The organism is Armatimonadota bacterium (assembly GCA_031459715.1).
In the GTDB taxonomy this organism is placed as follows: domain Bacteria; phylum Sysuimicrobiota; class Sysuimicrobiia; order Sysuimicrobiales; family Humicultoraceae; genus Humicultor; species Humicultor tengchongensis.
This window is the reverse complement of sequence record JAVKIA010000001.1, coordinates 1-17,715: the sequence shown is the minus strand read 5'-3', so window position 1 is coordinate 17,715 and position 17,715 is coordinate 1. Positions and strand designations below refer to the sequence as shown.

Below are 17,715 nucleotides of genomic sequence, written 5' to 3'. Positions count from 1 at the left end.
GAGTGCCACTAGCCTCAATGAAGGATCTTTTATCGAGTCATCGTCTCAGGGCGCCGCCCAGCGCACAGGGACCGCTACTCCGGCGGCATGATACGCAGGTTCGCGTCAAAGCCGGTCAGGCGTGAGTCCATGAAGTGCGCCTCCGCGACCATCATGAGGCGGTACATCCTCCGATCCCCTTCGCCGACCCAGGCCGCCAGGGCCGCGCTCCGATCGGGCGTTTCCCAGAGCACGACCCGGCACCACCGGTCGGCACAACGATCCCGCCGGCCCAGCACCACGGACTGAGCATCCCGCGTGTATGACTGGAAGTAGTCCTCCACACCGAAGGGAGGCTCGAGCGTATCCCTCACCCAGGGACCTGTTCCGCTGCGCACATACCGGTCGCCACCGATGAGGATGGCTTCGCCGCCTCCTGATGTCCGGTAGCGCATGCGGTCGGGCCGTACCAACTCGAACGTGGCCACAAGCAGGTTACCGGATCCGTCGGTCACCTGCTGGACCTCCCGCCAGGCCCGCACGCGGCTCATGGCCTCTTGTGCCTGCTGCAGGAGGCGTGCGGCCGCAGGCTCCGTCGCCGTCGGACCATCGCCCAGACGGAGCGGAAAGCTTGTGGAGACATCCATTCTGCCGCGGCGCCGGACGACGACTTCCACCTGCCACCACCCGGGGAGACCGAGAGCCGCATCCTCCGCACTGTACCGGCCCTGGCCCTGGTGAGTGAGGGGGATGACAACGGGGTCGAGGTCTTCGTCGAGCTTCGTCAGGCGCAGGAAGATCCGGGCCGCGCTCGCGATGGGGCGACCTGTGCCGTCCACCGGTATCGCCTCGAAGCGGTTCCACCCTGGACGCGCAGCGGTGATGCTCAGGGTGACCCGGACGTCCTCCGCCAGGCCGGCAAGGGTGAGGGGCTTCTGCACCGCAGGCGCCCGCAGCACGACTCCGGACGGCGGGGTGATGGTCAGAGCAGCCACCGCCAGCAGGATCGCCGCGCCCAGCCCGATTTCACCAGTCACCGCACGGAGAAAGAAATGGAGCGGAGCCGACCGGCCGCTGCCTGCGAAGAGCCGGGGACGGAAGAGATAACGGTTGGCGGCGCCCAGCCCCACCAGGGGTACGACGAGAAGCAGCTTAGCCAGCAGGATCCGGCCGTACGTGGTGGTGGTGAATGCCCGCAGGGCAGGCACGTAGAGCCAGGTGGCATACAGGCCCGTGATGGTGAGAACCCCCAGGCTCACCGCCGCCACCGTGGAGAACCTCGGCACCAGTGTCCGGGCGAGGGCCGGGCGATCGCCGGAAGCTGTAGTGCGCAGGACGAGAAGGAGCGCGGGCAGTCCGCCGACCCACAGTGACGCGGCCAGGAGGTGGAGCCAGTCGGCGGACACGGCCAGCAAACCCCCACCGGCCGCGTGCGCGTTCATCGTCACCCCCGCCAGCAGTACGGGGCCTGCGAACGCACCCACCCAGTGCATGTCCGGCACCCGAGCACCCGGGATTGTGGGCAAGATCAGGGCGATCATAACCACAACCACCGCGTAAACGTGGGCCGAGAGGATCACCGGCACCGCCGGCGCGCCGACGCGCAAGAGGGCCGCCGGGCCGCCGGCTGCCATCGCCACCGCGCCGAAGAGGATGACCCACAGAAAAGCCCCCGCCCGCAGGATCCTTCCCCGCGGCGAGTTCGGTAGGAGGATGAGGACCGCCATCGCCCCCCGCAGGAGGGCGCTCCAGCCGGGTTTCGTGCCTCCGAGGAGGGGCCAGAGCATCCCGTCGGTCAGCACGCGCAGCAATGAGACGCCGAGGAGCTCCCTGGTCTGCACGGCAAACTCCACGGCCACACTGACCAGAAGGAGCGGTGCGGCGAAGACCGTCAGCCGCCTGAGCGTCGCGGTTGCCCCCGCGCCTGTCCGACCCGCCTCCGGAGCAGCCAGCCGCGTCAGGCCGGGCTGGAGGACGAGCATCTGAAAGAACGCGCTACCCGCCAGCAGCAGAGCGGTGATAAAACCCACCCAGCGCACGACGACGCGGATGGTTTCGACCGCCCCCACGCCGGCCCCAGTTGCACCGGCAGGGGCGGCCTCGCCGACGGCAAAGACAAAGAAATTGCTTGTGGTGTGGCCATCCAGCGGCCAGAGCACCCGCCACTTCACCGTGTACACACCCTGCCCGAGGGCAGTCAGGGTCAGGGTGAGCTGGCGACGGTCTGAGGAGATGACAGCATCCCGTGACACCTGCCGCCCGTCGCGATCGAGTACAATGGCCGTGCTGAACTTGGGATCCACCGGCTCGGTGAACCGCAGCACAACCCGGCGGGGAGCCTCGGCCAGGGAAGCACCTGCGGGCGGATCAGAGCGCTCAAGCAGGCCGTGGGCGGCGGCCGGTGTTGCCGAGGCAGCCCAGACGCCAGCCATAAGCAGCAGAGGGAGAAGCCGCAGAATCAAGCGCACCATCAACGGAAGGGGTTTGCCTGCTCGAAACGCCGGATCGAGTCGCAGAATGAGGACAAGGAACGTGCCGGCCATCCGTCACGCGGCCAGGCATTCACTTGTTCAATGATGTAATCCTCTGGTACACGGTCACTTCCTCACTGTGAACTGAAAGCGCCCCTCGGCTGCGTTACCATCGGGGACCGATACTGCCTTCCACCTCACCGTGTACGTTCCCGGCCCGATCTGCGGCAGCCGCGCAACCATCGACCTCCGGTCCAGGTCATTCAGATCGACACCGCCCTTTCCGTCGTCTACCCGCCGACCGCGGCGGTCCCAGACAGAGACTGTACTGCGCTGCGGGTCGAGCTCCTCCCCGCCGAGTGCGAACCACAACCGGACCACCTGAGGCGCCATTCTCACCACACTCCCCGGTGCAGGCTCAGCCCGCACGAGCCTGGCATGGGCCACAACTGGCGTCCGGAGGGTGAAACTGACCGCCAGCAATGCCGCCACCAGTGCGACAAGGCGTAATCGTTTCATCGATCCCTCCCCCTGGATATGAGATGCCACCTCCCCTACCTATCCCAAACCCTCCCTGCCGCCATAGGCGAGCAGGCGCAGGGCGTTCAACACGACCAGCAGTGTGCTGCCCTCGTGCAGGAATACTGCGACCGGGAGGGTCATGATGCCCGCGACCGTGGTGAGTACCAGCAGGGCGATTATGCCCAGCGACAGCGCCAGGTTCTGCCGGATGACCTGCCGCGCCGCGCGGCTGAGACCGACGACGTAAGGCAACCGCCCCAGATCGTCGGTCATCAGGGCGATGTCGGCGGTCTCCAGCGCGACGTCGCTCCCGCCCACCCCGATGGCGACGCCCACGGTCGCGGCGGCCAGGGCCGGTCCGTCGTTGACCCCGTCGCCGACCATGGCCACCTTTCCGTTGCGGGCCATCAGGTCCCGCACGGCCGCCACCTTCTCCTCCGGCAGCAGGCCGGCCCGGATCTCGTCGACCCCGAGGTCGCGGCCGATGACCTTCGCGACCGCAGGGTTGTCACCGGTCAACATGACCAGGTGCCGGACGCCCAGTTCCTTCATTCTTCCCAGGGCCAGCCGGGCTGTCGCGCGGGGCACATCGGCCAGTGCAATGATCCCCAGGACCTCACTCTGCCGGGCCACCAGCACCGCGGTCTTGCCCGCGGCCTGCAGGCGGCGAACCTGCTTTCGGACGTCCCGTGGAACCGGCCGGCGCAGTTCGTCGAAGAGGTGCGGGGTCCCGATTGCCACGTCCGCCCCCTCCACGACGCCGATGATGCCCTTTCCGGGGACTTCCCGGACCTCCGTGGCGTCCGGGATATGAAGATCACGCCTGTCGGCGAACCCGGCAATCGCGCGAGCCAGCGGATGGTCCGAGCGTCGCTCCACGGCGGCGGCCACACGGAGGAGGTCCTCCTCCGCAACGGCCCGTGGGAGCACATCGGTCACTGCCGGCTCGCCGAGTGTCAGGGTACCGGTCTTGTCCAGAGCCACTACCTGAACCGCGCCGGCCTCCTCCAGGTAGGTGCCCCCCTTGACCAGGATCCCGTTCAGCGCCGCCCGGCCGACCGCCGAGAGTACCGCGGCCGGAGTGGCGATGGCCAGGGCGCAGGGAGACGCAGCCACCAGGAGTGTCATGGCCCGGTAGAATGCCTCGCGGAACGGCGTGCCCAAAAGGGGAGGGACCGTCACCATCAGGGCCGCCGCCCCCAGGACGCCCGGAACCAGGTAGCGGGCGACCCGTTCGGTGAAGCGCTGTGTGGGCGACTTCTGGGCCTGCGCCTCCTGCACCAGCCGGGCGATCTTCGCCAGCGTCGTCTCGCGGGCGGCGCGGGTAACCTTGACCTCCAGGGCGCCGTCGAGGTTGACCGACCCCGCGAACACCGCGCTGCCGGGCCCTTTCGGCACGGGCATCGACTCCCCGGTAATGGGCGCCTGATTCGCGGAAGACCGCCCGGCGACCACCTCACCGTCCAGGGGGATCCGCTCTCCGGGCTTGACGATGATGATTTCTCCCGCCTGCACCTCGTCGACGGGGACGGTTGCCTCCCGTCCGTCCCGCCGGACCGCGGCTTCGCGCGGCGCCAGTTGCACGATGGCCTGGATGGCCCGGCGCGCCCGGTCCATGGCGTAGCGCTCCAGCGCATGGCCCAGGGAGAAGAGAAACAGCAGCACGGCTCCTTCCGCCCAGCGGTTCAGGGCGGCCGCGCCGATCGCCGCGATCACCATCAGAACGTCGATGTCGACACGCCGGCGACGGAATGCCCGCAGCGCTCCCCGCAGGGGAAACCAGCCGCCGGCCAGGTAGGCCAGGAGAAGGAGCCCCGTCGGCACCGGCACCGGGAGGTCCACCGCGTCGGCCAGCCATCCCAGGCCTGTCAGTCCGCCGGCGAGCAGGGCAAGGAGTACCTCGCGCCCGTGCCCTTCCCGGTCTGCGGTTTCCCTCACCTGGTAGCCAAGCGCCTGGACGCGCCCCAGGATTTCCTGGCGATTGAGGCGATCCCGATCGTACTCAATCCACAGGCGCGACGCGGCGTAGTTCACGGATACCGCCAGGATGCCGGGAAGCCGGCCGAGAGCATGCTCGATCACCAGCACACAGTCGGCGCAGTCCAGGCCCTGCAGTTCCAGCGTCTCGTGACGGAACTGCCGGGCGATGGCCACGCCGGCGCGACGCGCCGCATCCTCGGCGCGGGACAGCGAGATCCGGTCGGGATCGAGCTGCAGCGTCAGGGTGCTGTTGACTGCATCGATCTGGACCGACTCCACGCCCCGAATCCCGGTCAGTCGTGCCTTGAGGTTCCTGACGCAGCGCTCACAGGCGCTGGCGTCCTGGGGAAGGATCACGGGCAGCTTCAGCGTCTTAGCCACCATGGGCAGGCCTTAGAGGGGTTCCTCGACGTGCTCCAGCCCCTGGGCCAGGAACGTGCGCACATGGCTGTCCGCAAGCGAGTAGTACACGACGCGCCCGTCGCGGCGGTACTTCACCAGACCCAGCGCCCGAAGGACTCGCAGATGATGAGAGATCGCCGAGTCCGTGATCCCGACGATCTCCGCCAGGTCACACACGCACAGTTCCGTCTGCCCCAGCGCAAACAGGATCTTGGCCCTCGCCGGATCGGCGAGCGCGCTGAATGTCTCGGCGAGGCGCACCATCGCCGCATCCGATTTCATCCTCTCCCGAACGGCCCTGACCGCGCGGGGATTGATGATGTGAACGTGAGAGGGGGAACGCCGACGCGCGCCCTTGACAGGCATTGATTTCATAATCGAACAATTGTCCAGATACTTGACTCAAGCATGCCAGGATGCCCGTCAATCGTCAACCCCCTGAACCCGGCGCCGGAAAGGAATGGTACCTCCCGAAGGCTCTTTGGCCACCGCACTTTCGATGGTCCGTGAAGGTTTGCCCAACTTTGATGGAGGATCCCGGTCTGGGCAGCGGGCAAACAGGGAACTCGAAAAGGGAAGGCTGCGTAACCTTTGAGGTGCCGGCTCCTTGCCGGAAACTAGCGCCGCGTAGCCAGCCGAGGCATTCTACGCTGGCCACGGGAGGGATCCTCTCATGAAGTGGGCTGCGGTCTTGCTCATCGCCGTCTTCGTAGTCACGATCCCCACCAGCGCCTGGGCCAACGGTAGGTTCAGGGGAAAGGTCGAAATTGAGGGCGTCGTGATCTCCACGGCGCCGGGCGCGAGGTTCGTGGTCATCCGGGATCAGAAGGGCCGCACGTGGGTTGTGCCGGTGGATCTCGTCACGGAGATCGAGTTCGAAGACGATGATGACGACGAACGCTTCGCCCACGCTACCACTCATGAGCTCCAGGTCGGCGACGAGGTCGAGATCAAAGGCCTCATCACGGCCGATGGCCGGATCCTCGCCCTGAAGATCGAGGTGGAGCGGGAGCGGCCCAAATTCCGCCGGCCCGTGGGGATCTTCATCCGCGGGGTCATCATCGTTGTCGGTGACGGCCTCCTCACAGTGGTCACGCAGAATGGGACCATCACCGTCGTCGTCCATGCGAACACCCGAATCCTCGAAGGAGACCGCCGCATCTCCCTGCGCAGCCTTGGGCGCCACGACATCGTCGTTGCTCGCGGGAACTGGTCCGGCACCCGGTTATCTGCGGATGAGGTCAAGGTGGAGTTTGACGCGACAGACGGTGTGACCTTGAACGGTCTCGTCGGCGCCATCTGGGCGCGGGGAGAAGCTTTCATGATCGGGGGCACCTGGATCAACGTCACCTCTCGCACCCTCATCATCCGCGACGGCTCACCGGCCACGCTGGGCGCGATCCGACCGGGCGGACGAGTGGCTGTCTATGGCCTGGGCAACGGAGCGGCCATGCAGGCGCTGGTGATCCTGATCCGCTAGCGTTTCCAGGGATGGAGACCGGCTCAGGGCAGTTCGGTTGACAGCACCTGGGAGGCGCCCTTACAAGCGCCTGGAGATCCTGGATGCGCTCCGCAACGGGGAGCGGTCGGTGGGCGAACTCGCTGAGGCGCTGGGCATTCGAAAGGCAAACATCTCGCAACATCTGGCCGTCCTGCGGGGCAAAGGCATCGCGGTGGCCCGCCCGGACGGGCAGACGGTCTTCTACTGGGCGGTCTGATCGTCGCCGAAATCCTCCGGGACAGCGCCTGGGGACAGTGGTATCTGCAGAACAAGTACGCCGGCCACCCGTTCTATCGCCATGCCACCTTCTACACTCTCCAGGAGCTCGAAGGACCGCTGACCGACGCCGGGTTCGTCCTCGCTGATGTGGCCTCGGCCATCACGCAATCTCCCGGAGCCCCGCTGGTCCCCGAGCCAGCCCACAGAGGTTTGGAGCCAGGGGCCTCCTTCGCCTGTCTGCTGGGAAGGACAGCGTGAATCCAGGGAGCCGGAGGAAAGGCATGTCGAGAATGCTGGAAGAGATCGCTGCGCAGCTCGCCTCCGGGTACCCCGGGGAGGATTCTTCCGCTATCGCTGCGGAGTTTGCCGAGGTCCTGCGGATCGTCCTGCCTGCCCTGACCAAGAGAGCAGTTACCGCCCGGCACCAGGTCGATGGATCGGTCGATGATGTATGGAAGGCGATCCGGGGCGACGCCGAAGCTAGTTTTCGGGCAGCCCTGAACAGGGTTTCGCGCGTGAAGGTCCTCCACGTTGCCAGCAAATTCATGAACAACAAGACGATCGGCACGATGATTACCCAGGCCGCGCTAACCCTGGCTGCCGGAAGGGAGGTCTAAATACAGGACAACTACGAGGAAGCCTTCAAGCGCGGCAAACAGGTGGTTGTCTACTTCCGGGCAGACTGGTGTTCGACCTGCCCGCCGGTGGAGGCGGCGCTGGCTGACATCGTCCCGCGACAGTGCGATCGGCTGGCCCTGGCCAAAGTGGACGTTCACCAACGTCCGGACCTGGTAGAGAAGTACGACATCCTGTCGGTGCCCACCGTCCTCCTCTGCGCCGCTGACGGCCAGGTCCTCTGGCGTAGGAGTGGCCACGTCCGGCGGGAAGACCTGGCCGCGGCTCTGGGAGGATGAGTGTGGCGGGACGATCTGTCGTAGTTCTGGGAGGCGGGATAGGAGGTTAAGTGCCCTTCAGCGCCCTACGAGGTGGCCCTCCTCCTGGATCACTACCTTCGCCGGAAGGGGATGCGCGACTGAGTCAACCTGCCGCTGCGGTCGAAGGAATAGACTCGCCTCACTCCTTTGACGGAAAGGGATATGCAGTGCCGGCCTTGCCCCGCACAAGACGTGTGTCGTGTATACAGGGGGAAGTGCGTCATCTGTGGCGCGCCCGGCAATTTTGGCCACGAGATGAGCAACACGAAGATGCGGCCGAGCCACGTCTCCGTGAGGTTATCTCCGTCACCCGGACACACGGACGCCCCTGCCTGCTCGTGCCCCGCCCGATCGCCGCCTTGGAAGTGCCTGCAGGGAACACGGCAGACCAACCCGAAGCGAAGGCACGGCAACATTCTGCTGCAGCGTGATCGGCTAGGGAGGCGCCCGCATGGCCTTTGCCCCGCCTGAACCACAGCCGACGGAGGCAGCCGGTCGGGTCCTGCGCGTCGTCGCCGAGTACCTGCGCTTCCGCTATACCGACCGGATCGTCAGGCTCTACGACTATCTGGCCGATCTTCCCCGTCAAGAGTCGCGGCTTGCCTGGACTGTCCTGGCGGCTACTGGCCTCGTGGTTGTGGCCACGCCGCTGCTGACAGGCCTCGCCCCTCGCCTGGCGGTCGTCACCTTCGAAGACGCGGCGGGAGAGATGCAGTCCGTCCCGATCGCGGCACTCATGATCACCTTCCTGATCTTCTCACTGGCCTGGGGCTACCTCCTCAGTGGGGCCGCCCTGGGACCTGGATTTGTGTGGCTGTTCGTCGGCCTTCTTTATGTTTACCTGGTTGTCCGGATCGGCCTGGTCTTCGGGCGTTCCTACCTGCACTTAGGCGTTCTCCTCCTGCCGATCGTCATCGGTGCTGTGACAATGGGGGGACGGACCTGGGGCAAGGTAGTGCTCCTCGCCGCCCTGGCCAGCCTGTGCGTGCGGATCACCCCGCTGCCGCTATCGTTGCGCTGGTACTTGCTCTGGCCTTTCGCCGCTGCGGCCCTGTTCGGGTTGCACCGGCTGCTTGCCCGCCGGCCGTGGCTATCCGTGTCCAGGCGTGTGACACTCGCCTCGTCTATCACGCTGCTCTATTTTGGCGCTGTCGCGGCCGCTGTCCCCCGGCCTGGGCTACTGGCGGAAGGACTCAACCTCGCCCTCAACGTGGCCATCGGCCTGCTGGACCTCGTATGGTTTATCCTGGGTGCCGCGTTCGTTGAGGGCGCCCTGCTCATGGGGAAGTTCGCCCGTCGGGTGCTCGAGGTGGCTGTACCAGAGAGCCTCCTGGCCTGGATCCTCCCTGCCGCCTGGACGGTGGTGGTCGTCTGGGCGCTCCTTCTCCCTCCAGGACCGGAAGGCTTCCCTACCCGTTTCTGGGCGGTGGCATTAACGCTGTCTCTTCTCGCCATCCTGGCTCTTCGCTGGCGGGTGCAGGGCATGGCGACGCCATGGTTGGTCGGGTGGTTCGTGGCCTCCGTTGCGGTCTTTGCGGTGCTACGTGTGTACGCCACACTGCATGTCGGCGACCTGCTGGACCGCCAGGCAGGCGCGCTTAGCCTGGCGGGCTTCGTCTACGCGATCACCTGGGCAGTGGCCAGCCGCGTCCGGCGCGTCCCCCTGGCGGCTGCTGCATTCGGTCAGCCATCTCCGCTCCTCCTGTATCTGGGGATCGTTCTCCTAGTCAGCGCCGCATCGCTGTTCGGCCTGGTCGGCAACCTTCAGTTCATCCAAAAGGTTGTGATTGTGCAGCAGTACAAGGGGGCGGTCTCTCTGTGGATCCCTCTGGCACTGCTGGCCGCGGCGCGGACCTGGCCGGCGTTCCCTCTGCAAGCCCGCCAGCGGTTTGTGCACGCCTTCCTGGTGGCAGCAGCGGCGGCCGTCCCTGCCTTTCTCCTCCGCGCTACCGTCGCCGCTGGGGTAGCCAACCTGGTGTCTCTGGCGTGGGCTATCCTGCTCACTATCGTGCTTCTGCACCTGTGGCCGGAAGTACAGACCCGCCTCTCCGCCGCCGCTGTGGCCGTAGCCATTGCCCTCGGCTTTGCGGTGAGCCTGTCGCAGCGCGTGCTCGTCGACACCGTGACACCGCTCCTGACGATGCTGGGAGGGTTGTCAGGAATCTATCGACTGGTGGAATGGGGGCAACTGGTGTACACGTGGTCGGGCGCCGCCACGTGGAGTCTCGCTGACCAGATCCTCTACTACGCGGTCGCACCTGCCCTCAACATGCTGGCCGCGGTCGGCTTCGTCCAGGTCCGGCAGCGAATGCCCACCCCGCAGGTGGGGAGTTAAGAGGTCAGGAGGCTACGATAGAGAGCGACCGTTTCAGGTGATGGCGCTGTACCGAACTCTCGCTGCAGGGTTGATGCGCACTCCCGAAACCAGCGGAGCGCTTCGGCGCGCTGCCCGCTCAGCGCCAGTGCCTGCATGAGCAGGCGGTAGGCACCTTCCCGGCAGGGGTCCGCGGCGATGGCCTTCCGCCCGTATTCAATGCTCCGGGGGTACTCCCCAGTCCGGAGCCAGCCCTCCGCCAGCTTCTCCAGAGCCTGGACATAGGCCTCCCGCAGGCGCTCCCGCTCAGAGATGGTCCACTCCGCATAGGGAAACTCCTCCAGGAAGTCGCCGGCGTACAGGCTCTCTGCCTCTCCCCACAGGCGGATAGCTTCCCCAGTGTCGCCGCTGGCGTCCGCGCCCTGGGCTTGATGACAGCGGCTGACAAAGGCGTCCACGTCCACCCAGCAATCGACCCGCTCACTGAGACCGTAGAGACTCTGGTACTGGACAATGTAAGCTGACCCGATCCCCTCCTCCATCTCGGGCTCCAGAGCGCGCCGCAACAGGTAAAGGGTGGAATGGAAAACGCCGGAAGCGGAGCGCCCGTCGGCTGCGGGCCAGAGGGCTTCCTGAATCACCTCCCGCGGCACCCTGCGGGGAAGGCGCGTGACTAAATAGGCGAGCAACTCCTGCGCCTTCTGGCTCGGCCATACGCTCCCGGGAATGAGGCGGTCACCCTGGACTACTTTGAACCGCCCCAGGCAGTAGACCCGCAGAGGAGGGGGCGGCAACCTGCGCAATCGCTCCAGTGTTTCCTTGATCCGCAGCCGCACCACGGTATCGGGATCCTGGAGATGGCGCTTCAGCGATCCAATGACTCGTCGCTCACCACTCTCTTCCAGAACCTCACAGGCGGCCTGCCGCACCGCCGGATGCGGGTCATCCAGCAGCGGGAGCACAGCCGCGGCCGCCGACGCTCCCATGCGCTTCAGGAGGCTTTTGACATATGGCAGTTCGAGGGAGAGTCTCAGTGCGGTGACCAGCAGGGGCAGGGTGATGCGCCGCTCCCGCTGAACCAGCAGGCTGTGGTACCCATATTCCCCCGCCAGGGTCAATGCGGCGCGTAGGTGCTCCTGGAAGGTGGTCTCCCCCTCGCCTCCGCTCTTGCGGAGAAGGTGGGCCAGGTATAGATGAGCTCGAGTCATCTCGTACCTGGCCTCCCATCGCCTGAGCATCTGCAGACCTTCGCGCACGGCGCGCAGCCCCTCCTCAGTTCGGTCCAGCTCACTCAAGAGAAGGCCACGATCCACCAATGATTCGGCGATGAGGACCTGGTACCCGATCTGCTTGATGGTGTCCAGGGCCGTGCTGACCATTTCCAGCGCCTCCGCCAGCTGACCCTGTATCCAGGCGAGCCGGCCCAGGCCCCTAAGGTAGCCGTGCAGCACACTTGGTTCCTGCAAGCGGCGGGCGATGGCCCCAGCCTCCTCATAGTATCGATGGGATCTGGCCAGGTCCCGCATCTCCCGGAAGGTATCGCCAAGGTAGACCAGGGCATAGCCCTCCATCATGCGGTACCCCAAGGCTCGGGCGGTTTCCAGCGCTTCCTCGAATAGCGCCAGGGCCTGGGGATCCTCCCCCCTGGCGAAGTAGACGCCGCCCAGCCCTACCAGCGCGTGGCATATGCCGTGCTGACTGTTGACCTCCCGGCACAGCCGCAGGGCCTCCTCTTCCATACGCTGCGAAGTTGCCAAGTCGCCCCGGACGTAGTAGTAGTTCCGGGCCATGGCGTGCAGCACACGGGCTCGCCAAATCCGATCGTCGTATTGTTCCAGGAGCGCCAGCGCCTCCTCCCAATACGTTCGAGCGGCAGCCAGATCGCCACACTCGGCCAGGCAGGCGGCGAGCAGGTAGTAGGTCTGCGCCCGTTCGGCCCGCTGCCCGGCGTCGAGGTGGGCCAGGGCCTCGTGCCCCAGGCGGATCCCTTCCTGGTACCGTCCCCGGCGGAAGCAAATCCAGGCGCTCTCCCGCAGACTCGCCCAGAGTCCCCTGGCATCTGCGCGCTGCTGAAAGCGCGCCCGGGCGCGTTCCACAGCCACGGCGGCGGCTTCCCACTCTCCCTGCACCTCCAGGGCCCGCGTCAGGTGGACCAGCAGCCAGGGGTGGTTCTCCTGGACGTGGGGCGGGAGACTCTCAATCCGGCGCCGCAGGGTACTGAACAGCCCGGCGGCGAGGCAGGCCTCGGCCACTTCATCGATCACTCTGGCCGCCATGTCGTGCGCACCCGCGACGAGGGCGAGGTCGATTGCGCCCTCCCAATCGCCTATCTCCTCGAGGGCCGCCGCCGCGCGGGCCCGGAGCATCTGCATCCCAGCAATGCCTTCATCGCGCTCAGTCCGCCGGAGCAGGTACTCCTGAAAGAGCGGGTGGTAGCGGTACGCGCTCCGCTCGTCGTCCAGGGGCTCGATCAGCAGGTGGTTGCGTTCGAGATACCGGAGAAACTGGGCGGAATCGTCCCGGTCGAGCATCCGGTCGCAGGCCGCCGGGCTGAGTCGGGAAAAGACCGCGGTTTGCAGCAGGAAGCGCTGGACTTCCGCCGGTTGGTGCCGAAGGACTTCGTCCTCCAGATACTCATCGAGGTGGATCCGCGAGCCTTTCAGGTGGGCGATAACCTCCCTGGCCTGCGCCGGCGGCTTCTTCCGCATGGCATGATAGACCAGTACCAGCCCGACGGCCCAGCCTTCCGTTTGGGCTGCCAGGGTGTGCAGGCTGGCGGCGTCGAGCGGCCGCCGGAAGACCCGCTGAAACAGCTCCTCGATCTCCTCAACCGTGAACCGGAGCTCGGTGGTCCCGATCTCAGCCAGTTCTCCCCGAGCCCGGAGGCGGGCCAGAGCCAGGCGCGGCTTCGTCCGCGACGCGATGATCAGGTGAATCGCCGGCGGCAGATGGTCGAGCAGGTAGTCAACGGCAGCAGGCACTTCGCCCGCGTCCACGTGGTGGAAATCATCTAGGGCGATAAGCAGCGGACCCTGGACCGTCTGGATGAGGCCGTTCACGAGGACGGCCAGCAGCGCCTCTGGGCCCAGGGCAAACCGTCTGATCTCCTCAACCTTCCCGCGCACCTCCGCGGCGAAGCCCGGGACTTGCGCCGATAGCCCCTCCAGGAGGTAGGCCAGGAACACTGCCGGATCGCGGTCTCCCTCCTCCAGCCGGTACCAGAGGAAAGGCACGGACGCCTCGCGGAGCAGCGTGGCCAGCAGCAGCGTTTTTCCGTAGCCTGCACCGGCGCAGACCAGGATGAGTCGCTTCTCCAGGTGGAGGCGCAGCTCGTCGAGGAGCCGGCTCCGGTGCAGGACGGCTCTGCCCACCAGCGGAGGCGCGAGTTTCGTCCTGACCAACGGGGGCAGCGTGGCCATGGCTATCTACAGCCTCCGATAGGGCCCTGTGTTCGCCCCGGTGGGCGCCACTCCCTCCATGGCGCCGGCCGACCATGCTGAGGTTGTTTGAGAACCATTTGAGAGGTCCCCGCTATGCTGATCTTACCTTCGGGGAGAGCGGCGCCGGTCCCCGCGGGCAGATCACCTGAGCGCGAGGCGCGCGCAAGGGAGGGAGGGTCGGTGACACTGCGGGGGCTGTTGGCTGTGGCGGTAGGGGGAATATTGCTGCTGACGGCGGCCGCGGATGCGGCACGGGAGGTGCCCGTGCCTAAGGGTGTGCCCAAGGGCTTTGTGCCGGCAGGGGGGTGCGTGCCCGGCATGGGCCAGCACTGGATCAGCCCCAAGGCGTTTCCCTTCGGCCCCATTTACGGCGTCTTTCGTGGGCGGCTGGTATTCGTCGAGTACATGATCGCTCAGGAGGCCTTCCGAGCGGGGAAGTCCTGGACCGGTTTGAAGGTACCGCCGGGCGTGAAGGTGGACCATCTGGACCTGGAGTTCCTGCCCAAAGGGCATGAGGGGTACGAAATCCCTCACTACGACCTGCATGTCTACTTTGTACCGCACGGCACGCACCTGAAGTACTGCCCGCATTGATCCCGGCTTCGGAGGAGGCGCCCGCCATCGAGGAGGTCGTGGCCTTCATCGTCCGTGATCTCGCGACGGGCGAGATCGTCCACCACGAGTACCTGGCCTCCGGGGAGATTCCGCCGGGGACCCTGGTCCCCAGCGTTATCAGGCGGATCGCCGAGCTGGAAGGGATCTACCCCCCTCCCAGGTTTGAGGTCCTGCAGGAGACGTTCGATTCTCTGGAGACCCTCTACCACTTTTACCCTCGCTGTGCCCCCCTGAAACAGGAGGGATCGCCTTGAGTCCTGAGGGCGCACCGGGCGGAGGGAAGGGGTGTAACGGATGAGGGTGTCGCTGGTCGTGATCGTCATCGTGCTCCTGCAGGTCAGCACGGTCATGCGGCCGGGCGGGGCCGAAGCCGCGCCCGGCGCGGCCCTGATCTGCCCCACCGGACAACAACGGGTGTTCCGGTTCAGGTTCGTGCCGCTCACGGAGCACTTCTTCATCGCGGGGAGGAGGGCCGATGGCGGGGCTTGGTCATGGGGATTCAACTATCCTGCCACCTGGCGTGTCACCACCAGCCCTCCGAACTGGACCGGGTGGGATCCCCGGTTCGGGTCTGCGGAGCTGATCGTCACGCCGGACCGCCAGGGGATCACCCACGGCTACAGGCTCATCCCCCGCATGCAGAACGGGGTCGTCTCAGCGGAGAGCGCCATCTCCTGGTACATTCAGCGGTTCCAGGGGTTCCGGGTCCGCGGGCGGATGGACGTGCCCCGCGCGGCAATCCCCGGCTACCAGGCAGCGACGGTTACCCTCTTCTACCAGGCGCGGTACCGGGGGAGGGCCGTGGAGGGGATCCTCAGTACCGAGACCAGTTCCTTCTACGATCCGATGCTGGGGGGTGCCGACTATCGTGGCGTTTAACGAGCTGCAGCTCCAGGTCGACCTTCCTCCCGCGGAGTGCTACGAGAAGCTCAACGGCCTGGTCGGCATCGCCCTCACCTCGCGCAACGTCAGGGAGATTGGCGACCTGCGCGATGCCAAACGCTGGATCGATACCTTAGGCGGGCTGACCGAGGCCAGGAACCCTACCACCGGCGAGCGCTTCCTGGTGCCCTTCACCTACAAGTACTGGTGGCAGGATGGCACGACGCTCATTGGGACGAACGATCCTGCACCGCAGCAGGGGACGCTGCTCGAACTATCCTGAATCACGGCGGGGGAAGTGGCGTAGGGAGGTGGAGGTGATGCGGAGGACTCCCGCGGTGGCGGTCGTCCAGGCCCTCTTGTTGATCATCCTTGGCGCCGCGGGCCCTCGCACCGGGGGTGCCGCTCCGCCAAAAGGCATGCCGCCGGGCTGGCAGCCGGTCACCTCCTGCATCCGCGGCGAGGGCGTTCACTGGGCAGATCCGAAGCAGGGGAATCGCCCCCTCGGCCCTCTGCTGGGGACGCATCAGGGCCGGATTGTCTTCGTGGAGTACAAGATCAGTTATGATAGCCCACTCATGACCCCGGTCCAGCAGGGCTGGGATGCTCCGGGGGTCGGTGACGGCTGGATGGACCTGCGCGTGCCGGAAGGCTTCAAGGTCCAGCACGTGGATATCCAGTTCTACCCGAAGGGGCATGCGGGATTTGAGTTCGACCACTACGACGTGCACCTCTTCTTCGTCCCGCACCAGGAACACCTGAAGTACTGTCCCTGAAGGGATTGGCGGGCAGCGCGTATCAGTCCGGTCGAGCCCGGCAGGCGAGGAGGAGACCCATGGTGACCCGTCTGGAGTTGCTGGGGAAGAGCGTGACCGCCATTCTCCTCATCCTGGTCTTGATCAGCACGGGATGCGCTCGTGGTGGTTCGGTCGGGACCGTGTCCATCTCGGTCAGGGAACCCCGCCAGGCCTAGGTCCATGCGCTCTGGTATGCTACCGGCCCCGAGGGCCCATTCGGAGGCACGAGCCGCGTGCGCATGCGCGTCGAACCGAACAGCGACAACGAGCTGGGGTTGGATTCTTCGAGTCGGAGTTGGGCGGGTCCGGCCCCATGTGGCGCGCCGCCGGATGGATGGCTGTGGTCATGACCAGCCTGCTGCTGGGTGCAGACATCAACAACTACAAGTTCACCGTAGACGTCGCCGGCCAGATCGACGGCCCCAGCGGCGGTCGTCCTCGCCGATGCCTATGCCGCCCTGGCCGTCGCCCTTGGTCTGGTGAGGATGGCGGATGAAGTCCTCAGCCGCAAGCCTACCAACGAGGAGGAGCAGCGGCAGTCTGTCTTCATCGCCGCGCTCTATCACGCGCTGGCCAACCACGTGGCCCAGGCAGCCAACGATTCGCTCGACGCGGGACTACGCGCTGGTACCAGCCCAGCCCCGGGTCTGCAGCGTCTGGAGCGGTTCGCCGAGACGCTCCGGAGGGCTGCCGAGGCCAACCTTACTTACTTCGACGCCGTCGTCATCGACGAGATCGCCAGGGGGCGTGGCGTGCACCCAGATGCCGTCAAGCAGGCGTTTCGAACCCAGGACTTTGACTACACCTTTGCCCTGGCCACGCTGAGCGTGTTGCCATTTCTGAAGGATCGCGTGGGCGGCGGCGAGTCCGCGTCCTATGCCACCCTCGGCGCCGCCCTGGCTTCCTACCAGGCCTCCGCCGGGGTCGTCGCCAAGTACTACTCTCTCGGCGCTCAACTTGACCGCAGCGGGGCTCTCGTAGGAGTCGCCCGCGAACGGGCCTTGATTCGCATGCTCGACTTCGCCGAGAAGCGCACCCGCGAACTGATTGCCCTGGCCAGGAAGACCGGCAACGACCCCGTCCAGCCGGTTGTGTATTTTGAGGACGGAAAGATCGAACGTGAGGGCCCCGTGAGCGACAAGATTAGCGGACTGCAGTCCTTCTGGCTCGCCAGCCTTGAGGCTGAGCTCATGGCGATCTTCTCCGGAAGATTCAAGCTTGCCCGTTGATGGCTGGCGCAATCGCTCGATTCGTCCGTCGACACTGACCCCTCGACCGGACCACGGCGAGTCTTGTGGCAGAACTTCAGAGGAAAGCGGAACCGACCGTAGGATTCGAAACGGGTGGTGCCGGGAGGGCGTCTTATATTGTGGCTGACTTCATCCGGACGGGGAGGGCGGTTGATGCCCTGCCCCCCGAACGTGTGCCCGCGACCAACCGAGAAACCCGCATGGGCGCCTCCGGGCAGTGGGTCAAACTGACCCACCACCGCATTTGTCATGACCGCTCCAGCCGAAGAATCAGGCGCGGCGTAAGTGGCTCACCGTCTGCTACCCGCCACCCTACGTCGATGTCCACTTCATCAGTGAAGCATGGAGCAGATCAACCTGTCGCGGCCGAAACTCCGACCCCGCGCACGTCCTTGGCTGCTCCCTGCC

The 17,715-nt window shown here is 66.1% G+C and carries 16 protein-coding genes; 12 read left to right on the top strand and 4 right to left on the bottom strand.

Annotated elements, in window-relative coordinates; translation table 11 throughout:
• Window positions 1-74: 74 nt before the first annotated feature.
• From QN152_00080 to QN152_00070, 3 genes are all read right to left on the bottom strand, one after another.
• Window positions 75-2,450 (bottom strand): CopD family protein, encoded by a 2,376-nt coding sequence (locus QN152_00080; GenBank protein MDR7537914.1) that lies wholly within the window; start codon window positions 2,448-2,450, stop codon window positions 75-77.
• Window positions 2,451-3,008: 558 nt separating this feature from the next.
• Entirely contained in the window at window positions 3,009-5,336 is a 2,328-nt protein-coding gene (locus QN152_00075) for a heavy metal translocating P-type ATPase (protein MDR7537913.1), read from the bottom strand.
• Window positions 5,337-5,345: 9 nt separating this feature from the next.
• Window positions 5,346-5,636, bottom strand: a complete 291-nt coding sequence (locus QN152_00070) for a metalloregulator ArsR/SmtB family transcription factor (protein MDR7537912.1) — start codon at window positions 5,634-5,636, stop codon at window positions 5,346-5,348.
• A 391-nt stretch (window positions 5,637-6,027) separates the two neighbouring features.
• Here QN152_00070 and QN152_00065 point away from each other — a divergent pair, with 391 nt between their 5' ends.
• The 5 genes from QN152_00065 (at window position 6,028) to QN152_00045 (ending at window position 10,344) form a co-directional block, all read left to right on the top strand.
• Window positions 6,028-6,834, top strand: a complete 807-nt coding sequence (locus tag QN152_00065; GenBank protein ID MDR7537911.1) for a DUF5666 domain-containing protein — start codon at window positions 6,028-6,030, stop codon at window positions 6,832-6,834.
• Window positions 6,835-6,871: 37 nt separating this feature from the next.
• Window positions 6,872-7,072, top strand: coding sequence for a metalloregulator ArsR/SmtB family transcription factor (locus QN152_00060; GenBank protein MDR7537910.1), 201 nt, complete (start codon window positions 6,872-6,874; stop codon window positions 7,070-7,072).
• 283 nt (window positions 7,073-7,355) lie between these two features.
• On the top strand, window positions 7,356-7,691 hold the full coding sequence (locus QN152_00055; GenBank protein ID MDR7537909.1) for a hypothetical protein: 336 nt from the start codon (window positions 7,356-7,358) through the stop codon (window positions 7,689-7,691).
• The gene (locus QN152_00050; protein ID MDR7537908.1) at window positions 7,692-7,988 is read left to right on the top strand and encodes a thioredoxin family protein; all 297 of its coding nucleotides are present in this window, start codon (window positions 7,692-7,694) and stop codon (window positions 7,986-7,988) included.
• A gap of 472 nt (window positions 7,989-8,460) precedes the next feature.
• Window positions 8,461-10,344, top strand: a complete 1,884-nt coding sequence (locus tag QN152_00045) for a hypothetical protein (protein MDR7537907.1) — start codon at window positions 8,461-8,463, stop codon at window positions 10,342-10,344.
• Here the strand turns inward: QN152_00045 and QN152_00040 are convergent.
• Window positions 10,341-13,742, bottom strand: coding sequence for a BTAD domain-containing putative transcriptional regulator (locus QN152_00040; GenBank protein ID MDR7537906.1), 3,402 nt, complete (start codon window positions 13,740-13,742; stop codon window positions 10,341-10,343). The two genes, QN152_00045 and QN152_00040, sit on opposite strands and share 4 nt — an antisense overlap.
• Before the next feature lie 201 nt (window positions 13,743-13,943).
• On the opposite strand from QN152_00040, the gene QN152_00035 reads away from it, so the two are divergent.
• The 7 genes from QN152_00035 (at window position 13,944) to QN152_00005 (ending at window position 17,286) form a co-directional block, all read left to right on the top strand.
• Complete coding sequence (locus tag QN152_00035; protein MDR7537905.1) at window positions 13,944-14,357, top strand: hypothetical protein; 414 nt, start codon at window positions 13,944-13,946, stop codon at window positions 14,355-14,357.
• A complete protein-coding gene (locus QN152_00030) occupies window positions 14,354-14,632 on the top strand; it encodes a hypothetical protein (GenBank protein ID MDR7537904.1) in 279 nt (92 codons plus the stop codon). The genes QN152_00035 and QN152_00030 overlap by 4 nt, the downstream gene beginning before the upstream one ends.
• Before the next feature lie 40 nt (window positions 14,633-14,672).
• Entirely contained in the window at window positions 14,673-15,257 is a 585-nt protein-coding gene (locus tag QN152_00025; GenBank protein MDR7537903.1) for a hypothetical protein, read from the top strand.
• Window positions 15,235-15,543 carry a hypothetical protein gene (locus tag QN152_00020; GenBank protein ID MDR7537902.1) on the top strand — a complete coding sequence of 103 codons (309 nt, stop codon included), beginning with the start codon at window positions 15,235-15,237 and terminating at the stop codon, window positions 15,541-15,543. The genes QN152_00025 and QN152_00020 overlap by 23 nt, the downstream gene beginning before the upstream one ends.
• 34 nt (window positions 15,544-15,577) lie before the next feature.
• Window positions 15,578-16,036 carry a hypothetical protein gene (locus QN152_00015; protein MDR7537901.1) on the top strand — a complete coding sequence of 153 codons (459 nt, stop codon included), beginning with the start codon at window positions 15,578-15,580 and terminating at the stop codon, window positions 16,034-16,036.
• Between the two features lie 59 nt (window positions 16,037-16,095).
• On the top strand, window positions 16,096-16,233 hold the full coding sequence (locus QN152_00010) for a hypothetical protein (GenBank protein ID MDR7537900.1): 138 nt from the start codon (window positions 16,096-16,098) through the stop codon (window positions 16,231-16,233).
• Window positions 16,234-16,542: 309 nt separating this feature from the next.
• Complete coding sequence (locus QN152_00005; protein MDR7537899.1) at window positions 16,543-17,286, top strand: hypothetical protein; 744 nt, start codon at window positions 16,543-16,545, stop codon at window positions 17,284-17,286.
• The last annotated feature ends 429 nt before the right edge of the window (window positions 17,287-17,715 follow it).